This is a genomic window from Rhizobium sp. AG207R, from assembly GCF_027109195.1.
GTDB lineage: Bacteria > Pseudomonadota > Alphaproteobacteria > Rhizobiales > Rhizobiaceae > Rhizobium > Rhizobium dioscoreae.
This window is the reverse complement of the sequence record NZ_JAEPVT010000003.1, coordinates 411909-435770: the sequence shown is the minus strand read 5'-3', so window position 1 is coordinate 435770 and position 23862 is coordinate 411909. Positions and strand designations below refer to the sequence as shown.

20 protein-coding genes and 1 pseudogene are annotated in these 23862 nt (G+C 59.7%); 14 read left to right on the top strand and 7 right to left on the bottom strand.

Translation table 11 applies throughout. The features are described 5' to 3' along the window. The first annotated feature begins 8 nt into the window (after positions 1-8). The 8 genes and pseudogenes from JJQ51_RS09555 (at position 9) to JJQ51_RS09520 (ending at position 6402) form a co-directional block, all read left to right on the top strand. Positions 9-1076, top strand: a complete 1068-nt coding sequence (locus tag JJQ51_RS09555; protein ID WP_113352743.1) for an ABC transporter permease — start codon at positions 9-11, stop codon at positions 1074-1076. Continuing rightward, entirely contained in the window at positions 1073-1999 is a 927-nt protein-coding gene (locus JJQ51_RS09550; RefSeq protein WP_069611510.1) for an ABC transporter permease, read from the top strand. Before JJQ51_RS09555 ends, JJQ51_RS09550 begins: the two co-directional genes overlap by 4 nt. Continuing rightward, positions 1996-2829 (top strand): ABC transporter ATP-binding protein, encoded by an 834-nt coding sequence (locus tag JJQ51_RS09545; protein WP_145321891.1) that lies wholly within the window; start codon positions 1996-1998, stop codon positions 2827-2829. Before JJQ51_RS09550 ends, JJQ51_RS09545 begins: the two co-directional genes overlap by 4 nt. Next, positions 2826-3575, top strand: coding sequence for an ABC transporter ATP-binding protein (locus JJQ51_RS09540; RefSeq protein ID WP_113396412.1), 750 nt, complete (start codon positions 2826-2828; stop codon positions 3573-3575). Before JJQ51_RS09545 ends, JJQ51_RS09540 begins: the two co-directional genes overlap by 4 nt. Before the next feature lie 160 nt (positions 3576-3735). Then, positions 3736-3924, top strand: coding sequence for a hypothetical protein (locus JJQ51_RS09535; protein ID WP_113352740.1), 189 nt, complete (start codon positions 3736-3738; stop codon positions 3922-3924). A gap of 162 nt (positions 3925-4086) precedes the next feature. Further along, positions 4087-4245 (top strand): hypothetical protein, encoded by a 159-nt coding sequence (locus tag JJQ51_RS09530; RefSeq protein WP_173004597.1) that lies wholly within the window; start codon positions 4087-4089, stop codon positions 4243-4245. A gap of 227 nt (positions 4246-4472) precedes the next feature. Next, positions 4473-5097, top strand: a pseudogene (locus tag JJQ51_RS09525) (GH36-type glycosyl hydrolase domain-containing protein); the annotation flags it as partial. Positions 5098-5205: 108 nt separating this feature from the next. Next, positions 5206-6402 carry an OpgC family protein gene (locus JJQ51_RS09520; protein WP_233790107.1) on the top strand — a complete coding sequence of 399 codons (1197 nt, stop codon included), beginning with the start codon at positions 5206-5208 and terminating at the stop codon, positions 6400-6402. Between the two features lie 129 nt (positions 6403-6531). Here the strand turns inward: JJQ51_RS09520 and JJQ51_RS09515 are convergent, their stop codons facing one another. Together JJQ51_RS09515 and JJQ51_RS09510 are read right to left on the bottom strand one after the other, a co-directional pair. Beyond that, positions 6532-7608 (bottom strand): nucleotidyltransferase family protein, encoded by a 1077-nt coding sequence (locus JJQ51_RS09515; RefSeq protein WP_113389768.1) that lies wholly within the window; start codon positions 7606-7608, stop codon positions 6532-6534. A 287-nt stretch (positions 7609-7895) separates the two neighbouring features. Then, entirely contained in the window at positions 7896-9665 is a 1770-nt protein-coding gene (locus tag JJQ51_RS09510) for a glucan ABC transporter ATP-binding protein/ permease (protein WP_113352737.1), read from the bottom strand. Positions 9666-10042: 377 nt separating this feature from the next. Here JJQ51_RS09510 and JJQ51_RS09505 point away from each other — a divergent pair, with 377 nt between their 5' ends. The 3 genes from JJQ51_RS09505 (at position 10043) to JJQ51_RS09495 (ending at position 14979) form a co-directional block, all read left to right on the top strand. Further along, positions 10043-10783 (top strand): helix-turn-helix transcriptional regulator, encoded by a 741-nt coding sequence (locus JJQ51_RS09505; protein ID WP_113389770.1) that lies wholly within the window; start codon positions 10043-10045, stop codon positions 10781-10783. A gap of 116 nt (positions 10784-10899) precedes the next feature. Then, positions 10900-14361 carry a pyruvate carboxylase gene (gene pyc, locus JJQ51_RS09500; protein WP_113501596.1) on the top strand — a complete coding sequence of 1154 codons (3462 nt, stop codon included), beginning with the start codon at positions 10900-10902 and terminating at the stop codon, positions 14359-14361. A 162-nt stretch (positions 14362-14523) separates the two neighbouring features. Beyond that, positions 14524-14979 (top strand): GNAT family N-acetyltransferase, encoded by a 456-nt coding sequence (locus JJQ51_RS09495; protein WP_113331432.1) that lies wholly within the window; start codon positions 14524-14526, stop codon positions 14977-14979. A 10-nt stretch (positions 14980-14989) separates the two neighbouring features. Here the strand turns inward: JJQ51_RS09495 and JJQ51_RS09490 are convergent, their stop codons facing one another. The 4 genes from JJQ51_RS09490 to JJQ51_RS09475 all read right to left on the bottom strand — a co-directional run bounded on the left by JJQ51_RS09490 (position 14990) and on the right by JJQ51_RS09475 (position 18823). Then, positions 14990-16234, bottom strand: a complete 1245-nt coding sequence (locus JJQ51_RS09490; RefSeq protein WP_145321897.1) for a multidrug effflux MFS transporter — start codon at positions 16232-16234, stop codon at positions 14990-14992. Positions 16235-16526: 292 nt separating this feature from the next. Next, positions 16527-17288, bottom strand: coding sequence for an amino acid ABC transporter ATP-binding protein (locus JJQ51_RS09485; RefSeq protein WP_113389773.1), 762 nt, complete (start codon positions 17286-17288; stop codon positions 16527-16529). Then, positions 17285-17965, bottom strand: coding sequence for an amino acid ABC transporter permease (locus tag JJQ51_RS09480; RefSeq protein WP_015341657.1), 681 nt, complete (start codon positions 17963-17965; stop codon positions 17285-17287). Before JJQ51_RS09480 ends, JJQ51_RS09485 begins: the two co-directional genes overlap by 4 nt. 84 nt (positions 17966-18049) lie before the next feature. Beyond that, complete coding sequence (locus JJQ51_RS09475; RefSeq protein ID WP_113389774.1) at positions 18050-18823, bottom strand: amino acid ABC transporter substrate-binding protein; 774 nt, start codon at positions 18821-18823, stop codon at positions 18050-18052. Between the two features lie 426 nt (positions 18824-19249). Between JJQ51_RS09475 and JJQ51_RS09470 the strand changes: the two genes are divergently transcribed. Continuing rightward, positions 19250-20317: an SGNH/GDSL hydrolase family protein gene (locus tag JJQ51_RS09470; protein WP_113395670.1), complete on the top strand. Its 1068-nt coding sequence runs from the start codon at positions 19250-19252 to the stop codon at positions 20315-20317. Next, positions 20310-21383 carry an acyltransferase family protein gene (locus JJQ51_RS09465; RefSeq protein WP_269244614.1) on the top strand — a complete coding sequence of 358 codons (1074 nt, stop codon included), beginning with the start codon at positions 20310-20312 and terminating at the stop codon, positions 21381-21383. The genes JJQ51_RS09470 and JJQ51_RS09465 overlap by 8 nt, the downstream gene beginning before the upstream one ends. Positions 21384-21414: 31 nt before the next feature. Here JJQ51_RS09465 and JJQ51_RS09460 read toward each other — a convergent pair whose 3' ends face one another. After that, on the bottom strand, positions 21415-22287 hold the full coding sequence (locus JJQ51_RS09460; RefSeq protein ID WP_113331445.1) for a DMT family transporter: 873 nt from the start codon (positions 22285-22287) through the stop codon (positions 21415-21417). A gap of 253 nt (positions 22288-22540) precedes the next feature. Here JJQ51_RS09460 and JJQ51_RS09455 point away from each other — a divergent pair, with 253 nt between their 5' ends. Then, positions 22541-23740 carry an MFS transporter gene (locus JJQ51_RS09455; protein ID WP_113501592.1) on the top strand — a complete coding sequence of 400 codons (1200 nt, stop codon included), beginning with the start codon at positions 22541-22543 and terminating at the stop codon, positions 23738-23740. Positions 23741-23862 lie beyond the last annotated feature (122 nt).

Genomic DNA, 23862 nt, shown 5'->3' with positions numbered 1-23862 from the left:
CTAGGTCTTTGAGCACTGTCGAACGGAAAATGCAGGTGCGGCCCAAAAAGGGCCGTGCCGCTCCCTTTTTCATGGGGCTGCTGCGATTTCTCGTCGTCGCCGTCACCACCTATCTCGGCCTTCTGGCCGTCACCTTCTTCATCGGGCGCGTCATCCCGATCGATCCGGCGCTGGCGATCGCCGGCGATCACGCGCCGCAGCAGATATTGGAACGTCTGCGGCGCGAGATGCATCTCGACGAGCCGCTTTATCTGCAGTTCTATTATTATCTCGTCAGCGCTCTAAGCGGCGATTTCGGCACGTCGGTTCTGACGACGAATCCGGTCATGGATGACATCAGGCGCGTCTTCCCAGCGACAATGGAGCTCGCGACGGTCGGCACGATCATTGGCGCCATCTTCGGGGTTCCATTCGGTGTGCTCGCCGCGGTGCGCCGCAACAGCATCATAGACCAGATCGTCCGCGTGATTGGCCTCGTCGGCTATTCCGTGCCGGTCTTCTGGCTGGCCATGGTTTCGCTCGTCATCTTCTATGCGAAGCTGAACTGGGTCGCCTATCCCGGCCGCATCGACATCGCCTATGAATATACTTTCACGCCGGTCACCGGGTTCTTCCTGCTAGACAGCGCTATGCAGGGGCAATGGGACGTCTTCTGGGACGTGTTCCGCCACATCATCCTTCCGGCGTCGCTGCTCGGCTATTTCTCGCTTGCCTATATCAGCCGCATGACCCGCAGCTTCATGCTGAACGAACTAGGCCAGGAATATATCGTTGCGGCCCGCGCCAAGGGCCTTTCCGAGACGCGGGTGATCTGGGGGCATGCCCTGCGCAGTGCCGCCGTGCCGCTGATCACGGTGATCGCGCTTTCCTATGCCGGGCTGCTCGAGGGATCCGTGCTGACCGAGATCGTCTTCTCCTGGCCGGGCATCGGCTTCTATATCACCAGTTCGCTGCGCAATGCCGACATGAATGCCGTTCTCGGCGGCACCATCGTCGTCGGCACGGTGTTCATCGGCATCAATCTGATTTCCGATCTTCTGTATCGGACGCTCGACCCAAGGACCCGACGTAAATGACTGTCGAGACCACTCAACCCAGCTTGAGGGACTGGCTGCTCTCCGACCGGCCGCAGTCGCGCCGGCAGGCGAGATTGGGACGTGCCTACGTCACCTGGCGGCAGTTTTCCGCCAATCGCCTGGCCGTCATCGGGCTCGCGATCATCATCGCGCTCGTGCTCGTGGCGGCGCTCGCCGATGTCATCGCTCCGCATTCGCCCGTCATCGGCGACTTGACGAATGCCTATCTGAAACCACCTGGCACGCCGGGCTATCTTCTCGGCACCGACGATCTCGGCCGCGATATCCTTTCGCGCCTCATCTACGGTTCGCGCTGGACACTCTACATCGTCATTCTGGTCGCGATCATCTCGGCGCCGATCGGGCTGATCATCGGCATGGTGTCAGGCTATCTGGGCGGCTGGGTCGATGTGATCCTGATGCGCATCACCGATATCTTCCTTGCCTTTCCGAAGCTTGTGCTGGCCCTTGCCTTCGCCGGCGCCCTCGGCGCAGGCATCGAAAATGCCGTCATCGCGATTGCTATCACCTCCTGGCCGCCCTATGCGCGGCTGGCGCGCGCTGAAACAATGACGGTGCGGCGTTCGGACTATATCGCCGCCGTGCAGCTCATGGGTGCCTCGCCGCTGCGCATCATCTTCCGCCATGTCATGCCGCTCTGCATCTCCTCGGTGATCGTCCGTGTGACGCTCGACATGGCCGGCGTGATCCTGACGGCCGCCGGTCTCGGCTTCCTGGGGCTCGGCGCGCAGCCGCCGCTGCCGGAATGGGGCGTCATGATCGCGAGCGGCTTCAAATACTATCTCGATCAATGGTGGGTGGCGGCCATGCCCGGCATCGCGATCCTCATCGTCAGCCTCGGCTTCAACCTGCTCGGCGACGGCCTGCGCGATGCGCTCGATCCGAAGGAGAGCGGGCAATGACGGCACTTCTGACCGTGGAAAACCTTAAGGTTCGCTATCCGACCCGTACCGGCGTCATCGACGCCGTGCGCGGCGTCTCTTTCACGCTGGGTCGCGAGCGGCTTGGCATCGTCGGCGAGAGCGGTTCCGGCAAATCGCAGACCGGCCGCGCCATCATGGGACTGACGCCGCCGCACGGCATCGTCACAGCCGACAAGCTCGATTTCAGCGGTATCGACTTGCTATCGATCTCGGCCAAAGAGCGGCGCTCATTGCGCGGCAAGCGCATCGCCATGGTGCTGCAGGATCCGAAATATTCGCTCGATCCCGTCATGACCATCGGTAAGCAGATCACCGAGACGCTGCGCACCCATGAGAAGGTGAGCAAGGCCGAGGCTCGTGATCGCGCCCTTGCCATGCTGGAAGCGGTACAGATTCGCGATCCCGCCCGTGTCTACGACCTGCATCCGCACGAGGTTTCGGGCGGCATGGGCCAGCGCGTCATGATCGCTATGATGCTGATCGCCGGGCCGGAGCTCCTGATTGCCGACGAGCCGACTTCGGCGCTCGACGTCACCGTTCAGCTCGATGTCCTCAAGATCATGGACAAGCTCGTCTCCGAGCGTGGCATGGGGCTGATTTTCGTCTCGCACGACCTGCGGCTGGTGTCGTCCTTCTGCGACCGCGTGATCGTTATGTATGCGGGTAAGATAGTGGAAGAACTCAAAGCTTCCGAATTGAACAATGCCCAGCATCCCTATACGCGCGGCCTGCTGAACTGCATGCCGGTCATTGGCGAAAACAGGCATCCGCTGCCGGTGCTCGACCGCAAGCCGGAGTGGGCGGCATGACGACAGCACTCGCAGTTGATGGCCTCAGTGTGGTCTATGATGGCTATTATGCGCTCGACGCCGTCGGCATCGACGTGAACAAGGGCGAATCCTTCGGTCTGGTCGGCGAGTCTGGCTCCGGCAAATCGACGCTGCTGCGCGCCGTTGCGGGCCTTGCGCCCGTCACCGACGGCACGATCCACGTCGGCGGTGAACAGCTCAAGGGCGCCAGGCGCAGCAAGACCTTCTATCGCCAGGTACAGATGGTGTTTCAGGATCCCTACGGTTCCCTGCATCCGCGCCAGACGATCGACCGGTTGCTGCTTGAGCCTTTGTCGATTCATGGGATCGGCGACACGGAGACCCGGATCGCCAGGGCGCTGGATGAAGTCGGCCTCGGAAAGGGCTTCCGCTTCCGCTATCCGCACCAGCTCTCCGGCGGCCAGCGCCAGCGCGTCGCCATTGCGCGCGCGCTGATCGTGGAGCCGTCGATCCTGTTGCTCGACGAGCCGACTTCGGCGCTCGATGCCTCGGTGCAGGCCGAAGTGCTCAACCTACTTGAGCAGGTTCGCAGGGATCGCCATCTGACCTTCGTTATGGTCAGCCACGATCTCGGCGTCATCACCCATATGTGCGAGCGTCTGGCCGTCATGCGCAACGGCGCAGTCGTCGAGAGGCTGACCGCGAAGGAACTGGCTGTCGGCGATGTGAAGGAAGATTACACGCGCAATCTCATGGTCGCCAGCAAGGGGTTCGTCCGCGCCTGAGCGGGCGGCTTGTGCCTCAGCGGCGCGTTAACGAACTGGGCGCGTAAACACGACCAATCGTATAGACTATTGACACCTGCCGCAATTCTGTCATGATCTCGTTAATGGCAGTTAACTTTCGTGATCCCGACAAGGGGTCAGACGTTAAGTGGAGGCAGACATGTTTTTCATGGGTGGCATGACCATGGGCTATCTTCATCCGCCGGTTCCGGCGAAACGGGAAGGTGCACGGTCCGCTACTCTTGCTGACGAAAACTGCCGCCGCCAGGCCGGACCTGCCGAAGAGCAGACGGCCGATACCAGCGCCATCGAGCGCAGCTTGATTTGGGCCCGCCGCATTCTTTGCTGAATTGGCATTGCCGATCTTTCGGGTCCTCGACTTCAGATGGTTTAATTTTTCTCGGCTCGCGTTCTGGACGGAAATTCATCTCTACCTAATTGATAGGAAATGTATGAATATCCGTCCCGGGCTTGGCCTGAGAGACATATAAGAAACGAACGGAGGCAACACATGGCGAATTTGGGTATTTCGAATGCGCATGTGAATCAGTTCGATGGTTCCAAGCGCGCCGCCAAGACGCGGCAGAAGATTCAAACAGTGATTCATGTCGTACTGTTTTCGGCTGCATTCCTGTTTGTCGCGGCCATTGTTTGTGGGCTTGTCGTCTAAGGCGACGTTTGGCCGGTGGCGGCTTTGTTCCGCCGCTGATGTGGGGCCGATGCGGCCCATCTCTTGAAAATCGGGAAGTTTGCGGGTCCGGTCCATCACGACTGGTCGTTTTTCTCCTTGTGCAGCTTCCGATCTCGTTTCATCGGCAGAGTTTCGCCGGGCAAGGAAAATTTGCTCGGCCGATGGAATGTGCCGTGTGGAACAGTAAACTTTATCTCAAAATATGGCGCGGCGAGAAGGCGATGAATGCCGTGCTCGACCAGCTGGTGGATGACGAAAACCGCATCATCCGGCTGTTCACGCCGCGCTTTGCCAAGTCGGCGCGTGATCCGGGTTACATCAAGTCCTATCCGCCTGGTGTGGGCGAGAATGGCGGCCAGTATACCCATGCGGCCACCTGGGTCGTCATGGCGCTGGCCGAGATGGATCGCGGTGACGATGCCTGGCATTGCTTCGATATGCTGAACCCGATCAACCATGCACGCGATCGTGATCAGGCCGATACCTATCGTGTAGAGCCCTATGTGGTTGCTGCTGATATCTACGGCGAAGGACAATTGACGGGCCGTGGCGGCTGGACCTGGTACACGGGCTCCGCCGGCTGGCTGTATCGCGTCGCTGTCGAAGGCATTCGCTGTCGAAGGCATTCTCGGTATCCGCGTGAAAAACGGACGACTTTTCGTCAAACCGGCATTGCCCTCGAACTGGGATGGCTTTACGGCGGATATCGAGCTGCCGGGCGGAAATTACCGTATTTCCGTCTCAAAAGCGCCCGATGTGGCGGGATACTCGGTCACTATCAATGACAGGGCGGTCGCCCATCCCGAAGAGGGCTATCCGGTCGGACAGTAGCGTTTCTGCACTGTTTCGCTTCGACGATCGGGGCCAAAGGGGGAACTCTTTGGCCCCGATTGCATTTGAGTGTCGGAACAGGAGAGTTTTATGAATTCGAGGGCGAATATGAGCTCGGTGTCGGCACAACGAGTGAGTTTGCCGAAGCCGGTCTCCCAGAGGGATACCCGACTGGATGTTCTCAGAGCCCTGGCTCTGATCATGATTTTCATCAACCATGTGCCGGGGCAGATCTTCGAGGATTTCACTTCGAAGAATTTCGGCTTCTCCGATGGTGCCGAAGCCTTTGTGCTGATCTCCGGCATATCGGTCGGCCTTGCCTATGGAACGAGATTTCTTCCGGGCAATCGGCTGAACATGGCATGGAAGGCGATCAAACGTGCCTTCACGCTTTATACCGCGCATATGATCACGACCTTCGTGACGCTGGTGCTCTTCATTTCTGGCGCGTGGCTTTTCCACCAGAAGGGCTTGCTCTGCGAAGTGAATATCCTTGCCCTGCTGATGGACCCGGCGCGCGGCATTCCCGCGCTGCTGACGCTCGGGCACCAGATCGGCTACAACAACATTCTACCCATGTACGGTGCCTTGTTCCTGATGCTGCCGCTGATCATGCTGCTGGAAGCAAGAAGCCCCCTACTTCTGCTCGCAATTTCGGTTGGCGTCTGGCTGGTGTCCGGCATCTATTACATCGCGCCGCATACGACATTGCTTGAGGGCTTCTGGTTCCTCAATCCGCTATCCTGGCAGCTGCTTTTCGTCATCGGCTTCGTCGCCAGCATGCATGTCAAGCGCGGCGGGCACATCCCTGCCCATCCGGTTCTGATCGGGCTGGCCTGCGCCTATGTGCTCGTGTCTTTCATCTGGGTGACCGACAAGCTGTGGATACTCGGCGACTACCTCGCCATGCTCGGTCTGCCGACCGTCGTCACCGGCTTCGACAAGACTTTCCTGTCGCTGCCGCGGCTGCTGCATGTTCTGGCGCTTGCCTATCTGATCGTCAGCATCCCCGCCATTTCGGCGTTCCTGCGCCGCTCGGCCAATCACCCGCTGACGATCCTCGGGCGGCATTCGCTGAACATCTTCGTTGCCGGCACCATCCTCGCCATGGCTGGTCAGGTCCTTCTCTACGTGACCAACAAGAGCCCCGTCGTCGGCGCCATCTATGTCGTCTTCGGCATCGCTGCCCAGTTCCTCTATGCCTATCATCTCGAGCACAAGCGGCTTCAGCTTGCCGGCCAGCGCGCGGCGAAGAAGCCTGCCGCACCGACTGCAATGCCTGCGCATTTCGGAAAGCCTCACTGAAGGTTGCTGCCGCGCTGCGTGCCTGTGCTGTTCGGTGCATCGATCTTCGTGCGATTGCCGAGAAAAGCAGGCCCTACCGTCAAAATTTACCTTAGTGTTATGCGCAGCTAGCTCCCAAGCGCGTCTAAATCAGAACGGGACATGATCGCCCAGATCTTCAACCTGTACCCCGAGAGCCTTCGCAAGGGCCCTTCTTCCGCTATCAGGCAACCTTGTAAGGCTGCTGGCGATCGCTTCCTGCCACGATGGCCCTCTCGCGCACGCCTCTTCGTAGGCATCGGCTAAGACGTCGCCTTGGCGTGTCTCCACGAGGGCCTCGAAAAGCAGGGAGGCCTGAGATCGATCCTTGTCTGCCTTGGTGCGTCCCAACGCGTCTGTGAGCCGTCTCGATGCTACGATGAGTTTGTGGACGGCAAACCGCTCGGGAACCGGAACTAACACGCTTACACCTTCACGATGAAGAAGCACGGTGCGGACAGGTTCGTAGATCAGGTAGTCCAAGAATCGTAGGCTTTCCGCCGACGCGCCTCCGAGGGCGGGCATGGGCGATGGTTTGCCGGAATACTCGTCAGATCCCCGGTTGCTCGTGAGAAACTCTACTCGATAGCCCTTTGCGTTCACGAAAGCGACGACCTTTGCCTGATCCGATTGGTGCGGGATCGCTCGGAAGCTGGGATCAACCGACTGGAGGACTTCCAGCACGGGTGGCAGACTATCCCCAACTTCTGCCGAGATTGCAAAATCCTGCGCGAAATCGGCATCACTTGTCTGCATTGCCGACGAGGGCAGCCGAACACCAAGAAGGCCCGCATAGGTACCGAATGCCACAGATCCGATCAGGACGGCCCGCAGTCGGAACAATCCGGCGTCCGCAAGGGCCTTCGTGATGTCTCCAGCGAATGGGTCTGGACCGGGAAGACCAGCGCGACGCAAGGAGCTGACCATGCGCCGGCGTTCCTTGATGTTGTCCTTGATCTGCTTGTGGGCGTTCACCCGCGCCGTGATTTCTTCGTCGCTGTGCGGGCCGACATAGCGTCGCTTGTCGCCGTTTGGTGTAGGGAGATCGAAATACCAGTAGTCGCGGCCCTTGACGGGAACCGTGACGAAACGCCCCTCCAGAGGGAAGTCCGCATGGAACTGGCCATCGAGTGCGCGCTGTGCGAGTTCCGCGAACATTGTTCGGTATACAATATCGATTTCTTTCATCGATATATTCCTCTGAAGCGTTGCGTCCGCGCGGTCGTCAGCTGGTAATCATTTCCTTGAACGCGATTTTGCGACGACATAGTTATAATGTTTCCGTAGAAAGATTATAACTCATTTTGCCGGCGTCAACGATTGCATCAATTATAATTTCTTCGCGAAAACATTATAACCAGAGCAGAACTCCGGTTGGCGCTTGTTTCACAAATATCGTTCGCCCACAGCCTCAACAGCAAAAAAGCCGGGAGAGCATCGCTCTCCCGGCTTTGATCTTGGGCCCCTTGCGAAGATCAGGCGGCTTCGCTTTCCGTTGTGTGTGCCTTGCGGACTTCCTCGTCCGTCAGGATACCGCTGGCGCGCAGCAAGGCGGCGAAGCGGCCGTTGCTCTGGCTGAGCTCGTTGAAGCTGCCATTCTCGATGATGCGGCCGTTGTCCAGGAAGAGGACCATATCCGCCTCGCGGACCGTCGACAGGCGATGCGCGATGATGAAGGTCGTGCGGTTCTGGCGCAAGTTGTCGATCGCCGTCTTGACCCGGTTTTCGGTTTCGACGTCGAGCGCACTGGTCGCTTCGTCGAGCACCAGGATCGGCGCATCCTTGAGGATGGCGCGGGCGATCGCGATACGCTGGCGTTCGCCACCCGAGAGCTTGTTGCCACGCTCGCCGACGCGGGTATCGTAGCCGCCTTCGCGGGTTTCGATGAAGTCGTTGGCGGCGGCGGCCTGGGCTGCGCGGATCATTTCCTCCTGCGTCGCACCTTCACGGCCGAGGCGGATGTTGTCGCTGATCGAGCGGTTCAGCAGGCCGGCATCCTGGAAGACGGTGGCGATGAAGCGGCGCAGCGACTTGCGGGTCACCTTGGTGATGTCGTGACCGTCGACGAGGATCTGGCCCTTCTGCGGATCGAAGACACGCTGCAGCAGGTTGACGAGCGTCGTCTTGCCGGCGCCCGTCGGGCCGACGATGGCGACGGTCTGGCCAGCCTTCACCTTGAAGGAGATGTCGTGCAGGCCCTGCGACGAGTTGGCGAAGCCGAAGGATACGTCGCGGAACTCCACTTCGCCCTTGACGTCCTTGATTTCGGCAAGGCCGGCCGGCTCTTCGCGGTCGCGAACCGAATCTTCCAGCGTGTAGAAGTCTTCAAGCTTGGCGCGAGCTTCGAAAATCTGGTTGGCGAAGTTGCGCAGCTGCTCCAGGCGGCCGATCAGCACGTTGGCAAAGGCGATGAAGGTGATGAGCGCGCCAAGGCTCAGGCTGCCGTCCTGGACCAGAATGGTGCCGATCATCAAGATCGCCATCATGGCGACAGTCGAGGCCGTGCGATTCAGCGCGCCGGCAAGAGCCCACCAGTCGAGCACCGGATACTGAGCCTGCAGCAGGCGCTCGGTGAAGGACTTCAGTGCCTTGGTTTCGGCTTCGATGCGGTTATAGCTGTGCAGCACCGAAACGTTGCTGATCGAGTCGCTCACATGAGAGAAGACGGTGTTGTAATGGCTCTCGACCGAGCTCTGGCCATCCTTTGTGCGGTTCATGACCAGACGGCCGATGATCCAGTAGAAGACGCCGAGCAGGACGAGGACCGCGGACAGTCGCAGGTCCATGGCCATGGCGGTCGGGATCATGATGACGAGCGCGACGGCGGTCGTGAGGTGGTTGCGCATGAATTCCAGCCACAGGCCGAACAGCGCTTCGCAGGCGCGAAGCAGCGTGTTCAGCGCGCTTGCGGTGCCGCGCTGGCTATGCCAGGACAGCGGCATCGAGATGATGCGGCCGAATGCTTCGGTGAGCAGGGAGGCGCGGCGGCCATGCGCAAGGCGGTCGGCCTCGCGGGACACAACGATGAAGGCGACAGCACTGAAGACGGCGAAGCCCGCCCACAGCATCATCGTCGGCGTGACGGCTTCTTTCTTGGCAATGGCGTCGAAGATACGGCCGAACAGGACCGGTTCATAGATGGTGGTCATCGCAAGCGCGATGTTTGCGACCACCACCATCCAAACGCGGTAGCGATACGCGCCAAGATACTTCAGGGCTCTTGCATAGACTTTGAACAGTGACACGTCAGGCACCCTCTTTGCATCAGCAAAACTCGGAATGCTGCGACACTACAGATCGGTACCTGAACCGGCGATTAACGGAATCTGAAGCTGTTTTTTCAAGGGAATTTCCCGCCTGACGCGTGCTGTCGCAGCGAGGTGCTATCGGCCGCCGCAGAAATGTGACAATTTGGGGACGACCCTGCCGCGACATCATCCGTTACTATTAAGTCACGCCGAGCGCGGCCATTCACGGTTGAATGGTAAAAAAATCGCCAAAGGCGTTCAATTTCGCGCCGGCCTGAGTATGTTGCCGCCGATTAAGCGCGCTATGGGGCCAGGCGAGCAAGGTGGCAATGCTCGTCCGCCAATAATTCAGGCTGCGAGGCCGAGGGGTAAATGTGAATATCCATTCGCTAATAGAATTGCTTGTGGTTATCGAAGAATGCGAGCGTACAAAGGATGTCGTGGCCGAGCTTGAGCTTGTGCTCCGTTCCTACAAATTCGATTTCTACGGTCTGCTGCGGCAGACGAGGCCGAATGTCGATATCGCCAACTTCATGCTGGCAGGCCGCTGGCCCGATCAATGGCCGCTGACCTATGTCCGCAAGAGATACATGCTCGTCGATCCGGTGGCGCGCTATGCCACCAGGGCACAGCGCCCCTTCCGCTGGAGGGATGCCGTGGCTGCGCACAAATCGGACCCGCTCCGGCGCCGGATGGAGCAGATGATGGCGGATGCTCGTGCCAACGGGCTTATCGACGGCTATATTTTTCCGATTCACGGACGAAGCGGTCTGCTCGGCAGCATGACGATCGGCGGTGAGGCGGTGGATCTTTCCCCGACCGAGCTTTCGCTCTTCGATGCCGTGGCCAGAAAGGCCTTCTGGCGGCTGCTAGAGCTGCGCGACGAAGCGCAATTGCTCGAGGAACAGGAGAAAGCCGATCTGAAACTGACCAAACGCGAGATGGAGGTGCTCAACCATCTGGCCGACGGCATGACGTCGATCGAGATCAGCCGGCTGCTGACGATCTCCAATCATACCGTCGACTGGTACATGAACAGTATCCAGGACAAGCTGAAGGCCAGAAATCGGCAGCACATTGTTGCCATCGCTTTCAGAAACGGACTTATTCCGTAACGGCAACTATTTTGATATCGGATGTCGCAGGAGAAATTGAACTTCCTGTGACAAGAAGTTAAGAATTCTCTTCGCGGGTGCAGCATTGCCCGTTTCGATGCCGTGAGGAGACAGCATTGCCCATATCCAAGATCCTGGTTGCCAACCGTTCCGAAATCGCCATCCGCGTATTCCGCGCCGCCAACGAGCTTGGCATAAAAACGGTGGCCATCTGGGCCGAGGAAGACAAACTCGCGCTGCATCGCTTCAAGGCCGACGAGAGCTATCAGGTCGGCCGCGGTCCGCATCTTGCCCGCGATCTCGGGCCGATCGAGAGCTATCTGTCGATCGACGAGATCATCCGCGTTGCCAAGCTTTCCGGCGCCGATGCCATCCATCCAGGTTACGGCCTGCTGTCGGAAAGCCCGGAATTCGTCGATGCATGCGATGCCGCCGGCATCATCTTCATCGGCCCGCGCGCCGATACGATGCGCCAGCTCGGCAACAAGGTGGCCGCCCGCAATCTTGCGATCTCGGTCGGCGTGCCTGTCGTGCCGGCAACCGATCCCTTGCCTGACGATATGAAGGAAGTCGCCAAGATGGCGGCCGAGATCGGCTATCCGGTCATGCTCAAGGCCTCCTGGGGCGGCGGCGGCCGCGGCATGCGCGTCATCCGCTCCGAGGCCGACCTTGCCAAGGAAGTGACGGAAGCCAAGCGCGAGGCGAAGGCCGCCTTCGGCAAGGACGAGGTCTATCTCGAAAAGCTCGTCGAGCGTGCCCGCCATGTCGAAAGCCAGATTCTCGGCGACACGCATGGCAATGTCGTGCATCTGTTCGAGCGTGACTGTTCGGTTCAGCGCCGCAACCAGAAGGTCGTCGAGCGTGCACCGGCCCCCTATCTTTCCGATGCGCAGCGTCAGGAACTGGCCGCCTATTCGCTGAAGATCGCCAAGGCGACGAATTATGTCGGTGCCGGCACCGTCGAATATCTAATGGATGCCGATACCGGCAAATTCTACTTCATCGAAGTCAATCCACGCATTCAGGTCGAGCATACGGTGACCGAAGTCGTCACCGGCATCGATATCGTCAAGGCGCAGATTCATATTCTCGACGGCTTTGCCATCGGCACGCCGGAATCGGGCGTTCCGAAGCAGGAAGACATTCGACTCAACGGCCATGCGCTGCAGTGCCGCGTGACGACGGAAGATCCGGAGCACAATTTCATTCCGGATTATGGCCGCATCACCGCCTATCGTTCTGCTTCCGGCTTCGGCATCCGTCTCGACGGCGGCACCTCCTATACCGGCGCGATCATCACCCGTTATTATGACCCGCTGCTGGTGAAGGTGACGGCCTGGGCGCCGAACCCGCAAGAGGCGATCGCCCGCATGTACCGTGCGCTGCGCGAATTCCGCATCCGCGGTGTCGCGACGAATCTCACCTTCCTCGAAGCGATCATCACGCACGAGAAATTCCGCGACAACAGCTACACGACGCGCTTCATCGATTCGACGCCGGAACTGTTCCAGCAGGTCAAGCGCCAGGACCGTGCCACGAAGCTTCTGACCTATCTCGCCGATGTCACGGTCAACGGCCATCCGGAAACGCGCGGCCGTCCAGTACCTTCGCCCAAGGTGGCGCAGCCAGTGTTGCCCTATATAGACAGCAATATCCCCGACGGCACCAAGCAGTTGCTCGACAAGCTCGGCCCGCAGAAATTCGCCGAGTGGATGCGCAACGAGAAGCGCGTGCTGATGACAGACACGACGATGCGCGACGGCCATCAGTCGCTGCTTGCGACCCGCATGCGCACCTATGACATCGCCAGCATCGCCGGCACCTATGCGCGCGCCCTGCCGCAGCTTCTGTCATTGGAATGCTGGGGCGGCGCCACCTTCGACGTCTCCATGCGCTTCCTGACGGAAGATCCATGGGAGCGTCTGGCGCTGATCCGCGAGGGCGCACCGAACCTGCTGCTGCAAATGCTGCTGCGCGGCGCCAACGGCGTCGGCTATACCAATTATCCCGACAATGTCGTGAAATACTTCGTCCGTCAGGCGGCCAAGGGCGGCGTCGATCTCTTCCGCGTCTTCGACTGCTTGAACTGGGTCGAGAACATGCGCGTGTCGATGGATGCGGTTGCCGAGGAGAACAAGCTCTGCGAAGCGGCGATCTGCTACACGGGCGACATCCTCAATTCGGCGCGGCCGAAGTACGACCTGAAATATTATACCGATCTCGCCGTCGAGCTGGAAAAGGCCGGCGCTCATATCATCGCGCTGAAGGATATGGCGGGCTTGCTGAAGCCGGCCGCGGCCAAGGTGCTGTTCAAGGCGCTGCGCGAGGCGACCGGTCTGCCGATCCACTTCCATACGCATGATACCTCGGGCATTGCCGCTGCGACCGTGCTTGCCGCCGTCGATGCCGGCGTCGATGCCGTGGATGCCGCGATGGATGCGCTGTCGGGCAATACCTCGCAGCCTTGCCTCGGCTCGATCGTCGAAGCCCTCAAGGGCTCCGAGCGTGATCCGGGCCTCGACCCCGAATGGATCCGCCGCATCTCCTTCTACTGGGAAGCCGTGCGTCATCAGTACGCCGCCTTCGAAAGCGATCTCAAGGGACCGGCCTCGGAAGTCTATCTGCACGAAATGCCCGGCGGCCAATTCACCAACCTCAAGGAGCAGGCCCGCTCGCTCGGGCTTGAGACCCGCTGGCACCAGGTGGCGCAGGCCTATGCCGATGCGAACCAGATGTTCGGCGATATTGTCAAGGTAACGCCGTCGTCCAAGGTGGTCGGCGACATGGCGCTGATGATGGTCAGCCAGGACCTGACGGTCACCGATGTTGAAAACCCGGCCAAGGATATCGCCTTCCCGGATTCGGTCGTCTCCATGCTGAAGGGCGATCTCGGCCAGCCGCCGTCCGGATGGCCGCAAGCGCTGCAGAAGAAGGCGCTGAAGGGCGACAAACCCTATACCGTCCGCCCCGGTTCCCTGCTTGCCGAGGCCGATCTCGATGCGGAGCGGAAGGTCATCGAGACCAAGCTGGAGCGCAAGGTCGACGATTTCGAATTCGCCTCCTACCTGATGTATCCGAAGGTCTTCACCGATTACGCGCTGGCCGCCGACACCTACGGCCCGGTCTCGGTGCTGCCGACGCCGGCCTACTTCTATGGTCTCAAGGAAGGTGATGAGCTCTTTGCCGAGATCGAGAAGGGCAAGACGCTCGTCATCGTTAACCAGGCGATGACGGCGACCGACGAGAAAGGCATGGTGACGGTATTCTTCGAGCTCAATGGCCAGCCGCGCCGCATCAAGGTGCCGGATCGCGCCCATGGGGCTTCCGGCAGTGCCGTGCGCCGCAAGGCGGAAACCGGCAATGCCGCCCATGTCGGCGCGCCGATGCCGGGCGTCATCTCCACGGTCTTCGTCTCGCCCGGCCAGGCGATCAAGGCCGGCGACGTGCTTGTTTCCATCGAGGCCATGAAGATGGAGACGGCGCTGCACGCCGAAAAGGATGGCACGATCTCCGAGGTGCTGGTGCGCGCCGGCGACCAGATCGACGCCAAGGATCTGCTCGTCGTCTACGGCGCATAATCCAAGCTTCGCTGAGATATGAAGGCGGCCGAATCTGGCCGCCTATTGCAGACGGGAGCTTTGGTCGCGGGTATCCGAGATCGGCTCTCCATGTGCGAACGCGACGAAGAATTCCATAGCTTTCGTGTCGGATCATGGTAGCCAGGTCGAGGAGGCGGAGGCATGACGAGAGCATTTTCCTTGCGGGCGGCGACAGATGCCGATGTCGATGCAATTCGGGCGCTGACACGCGAGGCCTATTGTAAGTGGGTGCCTCTCATCGGCCGAGAACCACTGCCGATGACGGCAGATTATGCCGAGGCCGTGCGCAAGCATCGTATCGATCTCTTGGAGGCCAATGGTGAGCTTTTGGCGTTGATCGAGATGGTGCCGAGAGAGGATCACCTGTTGATCGAGAGCGTCGCCGTCTCGCCGCGACATCAGGGAAAGGGCATCGGCAGGAAACTGCTAGTTCATGCCGAGCAGGTTGCGGCCGAGCTCGGCGTGAGTGACATGCGGCTTTACACCAACAAGCGTTTTGTCGAGAATGTGCAGCTCTATCTCCGACACGGTTATGCGATCGACCGCGAGGAGCCGCTGAAAGATGGTTTCCTTGTCCATATGAGCAAGCGCATCTGATCGGCGCCAGCTACCTCCGTTTTTCGATCAAGGCAGCCCAGACTGCAGCCACTAGCGCGAGTACCGCGGATGCCAGCATCAGGGCGAAGAGCGCATGTATCGTTGGCGATCGTGCAATGAACAGACCGCCGATCGAGCCGATGAGCGCGCCGCCAGCAATCCGCATGGCAGCGGCGAGGCCTGCGGCTGTGCCGACCATATCCGACCTGACCGACATGGCGCCGCTATTGGCGGCCGGCATGGTGAGGCCGTTGCCGATGCCGATGAAGATGCAGGGGCCGAAGAGTGCCAGAACCTCAACCATGCCCGATAGCGACAAGGCAAGCCCGATTGACAGACCAATGCAGGTCAGTAACCGCGCGATGACGAGGATCGTGCCGAGCGGGATTCTTGCGCCATGGCGGCCAGCCACATAGCTGCCGAGAATGAAGCCGGCCGGAACGAGGCCCATGTAGAAGCCAAGCTTGGCGCTCGAACCGCCGAGCGCATCGCCTATCGTCAGCGGCGCTCCGCCGAGAAAAATGTAGAGCACGCCCATCGAGCACGCCATGCAGAGCGTATAGGCCCAGAACCGAGCCGAACGCAAAAGCAGGGCATAGGAGGCAAGATAGTTTCTGCGCGCGGCTGACGCCGGCGCTTTCGATCCCTTCAGTTCATGCAGGGACAGAAAGAGGGCGGCAATGCCGAAGATCGCAAGGACGATGAAGCTTGCCCGCCAGCCGAAAAGCTCGTCCAAAGATCCGCCGAACAAGGGGCCGACCATGGGCGCCAATGCCCATCCCATGGCGAGATAGCCGAACTTGCTGGCAGCCTGGCGCTCGTCTGATGTTTCCTTGATGATGACGAGGGCGACCGAATAACACGGTCCGATACAGGCCTGCATCATGCGGCATAGCAGGAAGATGTCGATATTCGGCGCGAGAACGCAGCCAATCGAAGCGATGATGAAGATCGAGAGCGCCGTCAAGACGACAGGCCGACGGCCGAACCGGTCGGATATCGCGCCCCCGACCGCCTCAAGGGCCGCGGTGACAATCGAAAAGCCGGCAACCGATAGATTCACGAGAGCGAAATCGGCATGGAGTGCCGCTGCGATCTTCGGCAGCGACGGCAGGATCATGTTAACAGGCAGCACGGCAAGTGCCGAGAGCAGGATGAGGGTTATCAGCCGCGGCGGTGCGGCGGCTCTTTCGGTCGCCGTGTCGTCGGTTGGTTGCTTGGATGGATGATCGATGCGGCTTTCGGTGCGCGTCATGGCCTTGTCCGTCGTGTGAATGGGAAGTCGAGGGGAATCTGACGGGGTGCGGCCCGGATTTCAGGCAATAAAAAAAGGCCCCGTCAGGAGCCTGCTTACCGCGCATGGGTGCTTTCGCCGGATGGTTACACCATCCTGCCCATGCGCCTTCCTACCACTACGAGAACGAGTGCCGTGTTCATGGCATTAGAGCTAGCCGCAAAGCGGCCAAGCGTCAATGCGCGGCTTTGTCCAATAGCGACGAGCCCCGTTTTAACCTCAGCCGGCGGCTCAGATGCGGCTCAGATGCGGCTCAAATATCGTAGCTGAGCCCGGAATTCAGTGTCGAGATGAATTGCTTCGTCCGCTCCTGTGCCGGATTGGAGAAGATGTTGCGAGAAGAGCCTGTCTCGACGATGTTGCCTGCTTCCAGGAACACGACGTTGTTGGCGATCTTCGAGGCGAGGCGCAGGTCGTGCGTCGCCATGACCATGGTCGTGCCTTCGTTGGCGAGCTTGCCCAGCACGTCGACCACTTCGGCCGCCAGTTCCGGATCGAGCGCCGAGGTCGGTTCGTCGCAGAGCAGCACGCGCGGCGAGGGGGCGAGCGCCCGGGCGATGGCGACACGCTGCTGCTGGCCGCCCGAGAGCGTCGAGGGCCAGGCATCGATCTTGTGTGCCATGCCGACCTTGGTCAGAAGCTCGACGGCGCGGGCGCGGGCCTTGTCCTGAGGCCAGCGCAGCACGGTCGTCAGGCCCTCCATGACGTTCTGGATTGCGGTCTGATGCGGAAAGAGCTGGAAATTCTGGAAGACCATGCCCGTCTGGCGGCGGATCTTCTGGATATCCTGCCAGGACGGCTTCTTACCCGGCTGGAAGGTAGCCGTCTCCTCGCCGATGCGGATCGTTCCGGCGGTCGGGATTTCCAAAAGGTTGATGCAGCGAAGCAGCGTGCTTTTGCCGCCGCCCGAAGGTCCCACAAGCGCCGTCACCGTTCCCTCGGGGATCAACAGGCTGATATCCTTGAGGATGACAATGTCGCCGAAGCGCTTTTCGATATGCGAAAGCTCGATCATGCCTGTGCCTCCAGCGTGCCGCCAGAGCGGGCGAAGCGGCGTTCGAGGTAGCCCTGCAGCGTCGAAAGAAAGGTGCTGAGCACGAGATAGATGATGGCGGCCTCGATATAGAGGATCAGCGGCTCATAGGTCGTTGCGACGATGCGCTGCGCGGCCTGAAACAGCTCCGGCACGGTGATGGCTGCGGCAAGCGATGTATCCTTGACCAGCGAAATGAAGGTGTTCGACAGCGGCGGCACGGCGACGCGGGCTGCCTGGGGGAGGATGGTGCGGCTCATGGCTTGGCGCCAGTTCATGCCGATCGAATAGGCGGCTTCCCACTGGCCCTTTGGCACAGAGGAAATGACGGCGCGGATGATCTCGGACGTATAGGCCCCGACGCTCAGCGTAAAGCCGATGATGGCTGCCGGAAAAGCGTCGAGCAGGATGCCGAGGCTCGGCAGGCCGTAGAAAATGACGAAGAGCTGCACCAGAAGCGGCGTGCCGCGGATCACCCAGACATAGAAGCGGGCGATGGCGACGAACGGCGCCGGGGCAAACAGCCTGACGACGGCGGTGAGCAAGCCGAGCAGAAGGCCAAGCACGAAGGTTATCAAGGTGAGCGGGATGGTGAAGACGAGCCCCGCCCAAAGCAGCGTGCCCAGTGACTCCCACATCAGTTGCAGCCAATGCTCCAAGGAGAAGCCTTTCGATAACAGAATGCGTCCGGAGGTGACCCCGGACGCATCTTTTTCACAATTTGGCGTTTCTGCCTATTCCCCTTACTTCGAAACGTCCTGTCCGAAGTATTTTTTGGAGATCTTGTCATAGGTGCCGTCAGCCTTGATATCGGCCAGCGCCTTGTTGATCGCAGCAAGCAGCTCCGGCTCGCCCTTGCGGATGATGACGGCGGAGAAATCGGCATTGGCCTGCTGGGCGACGATCTTCACCGGCGCGTCGGGCTTGTGCTTCTTGAAATCGAGGAAGGAAAGGCTGTCGTTGATCGTGGCGTCGGCGCGGCCGGTCAGCACGAGCTGGATCGACTGGTCGAAACCGTCGGTACCGACGAGTTCGGCGCCGGATTCGGTTGCGAGCTTGCCGAAGTTGCTGGTCAGCGACTGTGCGGCTTTCTTACCCTTGAGATCGGCGAAATCCTTGATATCGGTATTGCTGTCCTTGACGATCAGCACGGCCTTGGAAGCGATATAGGGCTCGGAGAAGTCATACTTCTTCTTGCGCGCTTCGGTGACGCCGACTTCGTTGATGACGGCGTCGTAGCGGTTGGCATCGAGACCGGCGATCAGGCCATCCCACTTGCCTTCCAGGAACTGCACCTTGACGCCGAGCTTGGCGGCAATCGCCTCGGCGATCTCGACATCGAAGCCGGTCAGCTTGCCGCTCTCGTCATGAAAGGTGAAGGGCGCATAGGTGCCTTCCGTGCCGACCTTGAATACGCCGGCCGACTGGATCGCCTTGAGGTTTTCGCCGGCATGGGCGGGGAGCAGGAACGCAGCCTGCACGAGGGCGGCGGCGGCAACAGTCTTCAACCAGTTCATCGTTCTCTTCCGTTTCTGGAGCGGTTTCATTCAATGTCGCATACATCGCAGAAAAATTGCATCGCGAAAGCGTAAAAAACTGCGAGATAAATGGGCAATTGCGAATATTTTTCTCAAAGAACGCGGATCGAGCCATCGAGCGAGGCGAGGCTTCCATCTCGATCGATAATTGCTGACCAATGTGGCAGTGCAGCATAGTGACAATTCTCGATGTCGCCCTACCTTTCCCAATGTTGCTCCATCTTTCTCAATGTTGCCTATTGCAGCATCTGGTTGTGTCTTTGGTGCGGCATGATTCATGCAGGGCATGCGCGCTATCAATGTCTCCAGTCGGTTTGCCGGGAGACGCGGGCGGCGATCAAAATGCGTTTCTATTAGGAATTGCAGTGCAGGAATTGATCTGACACAGCCCGAAGAGGTGACGAATTGTCCATCATTGCGCGCTGGCGGCCTTGGCCGGTTCGTGAGCTTCACGTCGTGGCTGCGTCAATTCTTCTGAGCGTGTCAACATTCATGCCGACCTTTGCGGCGGAAATGACCGAGCGGCCGTCGAAATGGGTCGGCCGCGTTGCGGCCAACGATGCGGCTTTTGGCTGGCCCGGCAGCGGTTTTGCGCTGCGTTTCGAAGGCACTTCGCTCTCGGCTACCCTCTTTGATACCGGGCAAAACAGCCTGGAGATCGAATTGGACGGTGTTCCCCAGCGCCTTGATCTGCAGACGGGGCAACACCGATATCAGCTTGCCGATGGCTTGCAGCAAGGCGTCCATAGCGTTCGCGCGACCCGCCGCACCGAAGGATGGATTGGCGATACCACATTCGTTTCGGCCGAAACCGACGGGTCGTTCCTTCCAGCGGAGGCATCGACCGAAGAGATGGTGGCAATAGGAGACTCCATCACTGCAGGCTACGGTGTCGAGGGTGTCGGTCCCGGATGCAAATTCACTCCCGGAACTGAAAATCAATATCTGACATATGCCGCTCTCGCCGCGCGTAGCCTTGGGATGGAGCTTACGACGCTCGCGGTTTCGGGAATCGGCCTTTCGCGTGCTCGCAAGGGCACGAAAACCATGCTTGACGTCATCGACAATGGGACGCTGTTGAGAAGCGGTGCGCCCGGTCTTCCTGACGAGCGCGTTTCCACGGTCGTCATCAATTTGGGGACGAACGATTTTTCGGACGGCAAGAATCCCGACGATTTCGGCGGGGAATATGCCAAGCTTCTCTCCAAGCTCAGATATCAGTTTCCAAAAGCGTATTTCTATGCCGCGCTCGGGCCGATGATGCCGCAGAAGGATTTCGATGCTGCCGAGAAAGCAATCAAGGCCGTCGTCCAGACGAGCGTCGCGAAAGGCGAAAACCGCCTTCGATATCTGAATTTACGCGTCAAACCGAAGGATTTTGGATGCAACTGGCATCCAAGCCGCAGCACCCAGGCGGCGATGGCGGATGTGTTGGAACAAGCAATCAAAGCGGATCGAGGCCGTCATGGTTGACGAGCAGGTGCTTTCCATTCCGCGGTCAAACTCGAAACAATTGGACTCTCTCCAGTTTCTTCGGTTTGTGGCCGCCTTCTCCGTTGTTCTCTTTCATTTCGGACGCACCCTTGTGCTCGAGTACCATGTCGATCGCAATTATTTCGACATGGGTGCGGCCGGCGTCGACATTTTCTTCGTTCTGAGCGGCTTCATCATCAGTTATTCCTCCGATCCGGGACGCGGAATTGTCTATTTCGCACGCAAGCGCGTTGCAAGAATAGTTCCGCTTTATTGGTTGCTGACGCTGGTGATCGTCTTGATCGCGCTCGTGAAGCCCAACCTGCTCAATTCGACTGTGGTGACCGTCGACACGGTCATCAAATCTCTACTTTTCATCCCCTATCAGAAAAGCGGGGGCGCCGTACAACCGATCCTTTTCCTGGGCTGGACGCTTTGTTACGAGGTGTTTTTCTACCTGATCTACGGCGCCTGCCTGATCTTTGGCGCCAGGGCAAGCTGGTTCGCCTCCGCAGCCATCTTCTTCCTGATCGCGCTGCATGCGATTTGGCCCGCGGGATCTATCGAATGGCGTTTCTATACAAATCCGATATTGATCGAATTCGTTCTCGGCATGATGCTTCACAAGGCATATTCGGCTTACAGCGCCATCAGGAGCGGATCGAATGTCGCCGCCTTTGTGCTCGTTCTCCTGGCATGCGGGGCTTACTTCTTCATCGTGACACTCGCCGGCCCCAGTCTCTTTGCCTCAAGTCTCTTTGCGGTCCTCTTCGTCTCGGGCTTCCTGCTCATGCGGCTGCCGTCCGGGAAACTTTGGGCCATTCTGGTTCTGCTGGGAGATGCGTCCTACTCGCTCTATCTCGTTCATCCCTACACGTTTCAGCTGCCGGTTAAATTGCTGGGCAAGCACCTCTCCCTGGCCGTTGTGACGGGAATTTTGGCGCTGGTCACGCTTTGCACGATCGGGATCTCGGTGGTGCTTCTTAAGTTCTTCGAGCGGCCGATGCAGGCTCTTCTGATGCGGCGGCCGAAACCCATCGAGCCGACTGTCGCTCCGGTGGGGTAAAACCCAGCGTCTCGCTGCGGGTCGGCGACCATCAAGCCGCGGCCGTTCGACGCTTCATTCGTTCGCTGATAATGATGATGAAGCCGGCGCTGAGGATTAGGATAGCGCCGATGAAGGTGTTGGCGCCGGGGATGTCGCCCCAGATGAGGTAGCCGAGCAGGAAGGCCCAGACGAGGGAGGTGTATTCGAACGGTGCCAGCACCGAGACGGGTGCCTGGCGCATGCCTTCGAAGAGGGCGAGCTGACCGGCGCCGGCGATGATGCCGGTCAAGGCGAGCAGGACGATCTGGAGCGGCGTCGGCGTGTGCCAGTGGATGATCGCCATGCCGGCGGTCAGGATGATGAACATGATGTTGGAGACGGCCATCTGGATATGGCTCTTCTCGTGCAGCGCCGTCTTGCGTAGGAGCACCATGCCGCATGCCCAGAGGACGGCGGCCTGCAGCGCCAGATAGACCGGCCAGGAAATCGACAGCCCCACGGGATTGGAGGCGATCACCACGCCGCAAAAGCCGACGCCGACCGCCATCCAGCGGGCGAAGGTGACCTTTTCGCGCAGCACGATGGTTGCCAGAATCGTGCCGACGATCGGAGCGGCGTAGTAGAGCGTCGTTACCTCGGCGAGCTGCAGATAGGACGCCGCCGAGTAATAGGAAATCCAGGCGATCAGGATGATGATGCTGCGCACGATCATCGGCTTGATGATCGGCGAGCGCGCCACCTTATGGACGAGCGAAGGCCCTTCGAAGACGAAGCAGCCGGCAAGAATGGTGCAGCTTCGGATGAACAGGACCTGCCAGACGGGAATGGAGGCGACGAGCAGCTTCACCGCCGAATCGTGGGCGGTGAACAGCATGTAGGCAAACACCGTAAGCAGGATGCCATAGCCGATGGAGTTTTTCACGGGGATGCACCAGAGGATGACCCGGCTTGGGCCGACCGAAGAATCTTTCAGGTCTCAACCGATAGGAGCCTACTTTTTCGGCGTCAATAGAACATTTTGCCGATGGCGTGCACATGTGAATGATTTATTCGGGTTGTGGTGTCTTTGCCTCCGCTTTAACAGACGGAGATGAAATGTGACCGCTTCGACTTTTTCGATCGTTGAGATTTTAATCGATTTAAATAGACTGCGGCGCAAATTTGGAGGAATTTTCATGGACAACGGGACGAGAATGGAGGGCTTGAAGGAGCGTAGGAGCCCGTTTTTCACCAAATCACGTGCTGCGGTGTCGCTGATGTTTCTCATGAACGGCTTCATGGTCGGATGCTGGGCACCGAAAATTCCCGAATTCGCCGAGCGGCTGCAACTGACGAAATTCGAGCTCGGCCTGATGATCCTCATCTTCGGCGTCGGCTCCCTCGTCATGATGCCGCTCGCCGGCGCGCAGATCGCCGTGCGCGGCTCGCGCGTCGTCGTGCAGGCCTTTGCTGTGCTGCTGCTGCCGATGATCCTGGCGCTGACGCTGGCGCCGAATGTCTGGACGGCGGCGATCGCGCTTTTTCTCTTCGGCGGTTTCATCGGCGCCATGGATGTGGCCATGAATGCCAATGCCGTCTCGGTCGAAAAATCCATGCGCCGGGCGATCATGTCCTCCTGCCATGCCTTCTGGAGCCTGGGCGGCCTTTTGGGCGCGGCGATCGGCGGGCTGCTGATTTCGCGCTGGGGCATTCTCGGCCATGCCGAAGCCTCGACTGCGATCGCCGTGCTTTTCCTCGCCATTGCCTGGCCTATGGTGCTTGGCGATCAACCGCATCATGATGAGGCCAAGCCGAAGGCAAAGCTGCCGATGATCCCGCTGCCCTGGCTGCTCGGCATCGTCGCGCTCTTCTGCATGGTACCGGAAGGCGCGGTTCTGGATTGGAGCGCGCTCTATCTCAGCCAGGAAAAGGGCGCCTCAGTGGCGCTCTCCGGCTTCGGCTACGCCGCTTTCTCCGCCACCATGGCGACCATGCGTTTTGCCGGCGATTTCGTCCGCGATTGGCTAGGGGCCGTCAGGACGCTGCGGGTCTGCACGGTCTTCGCCATCGTTGGCATGCTGGCGGCGGCGCTGGCGTCGAACGCGGAAATCGCCATTCTCGGCTTTGCGCTCTGCGGCATCGGCATTTCCAACATGGTGCCGATCGCCTTTTCGGCTGCCGGCAATATTCCGGGCCTGCAGCCGGGCATCGCCATTTCGGTCGTCACGACGCTCGGCTATTCCGGTATGCTGGTTGCGCCGTCGGCGATAGGCTTTGCCGCCGAGCATGTCGGCTTCTCGCCAGTCCTGATGGCGCTACCGGTGCTGCTGCTTGTGGTGCTGGCATTGTCATCGCTGGCGCGCTACGCCGACGGCATCGGGGACGCCAAGCACTAATTTCGTCGCTTTTGCCCGGTAACGGTTGAGGTCAGTCCGATCAAAAGAGATTGTCGTGGCGGTTGACAACGACCGCTGCGTGATCCACCTGAAAGACACCCATTTTCGAGGCCTGCGAGAGC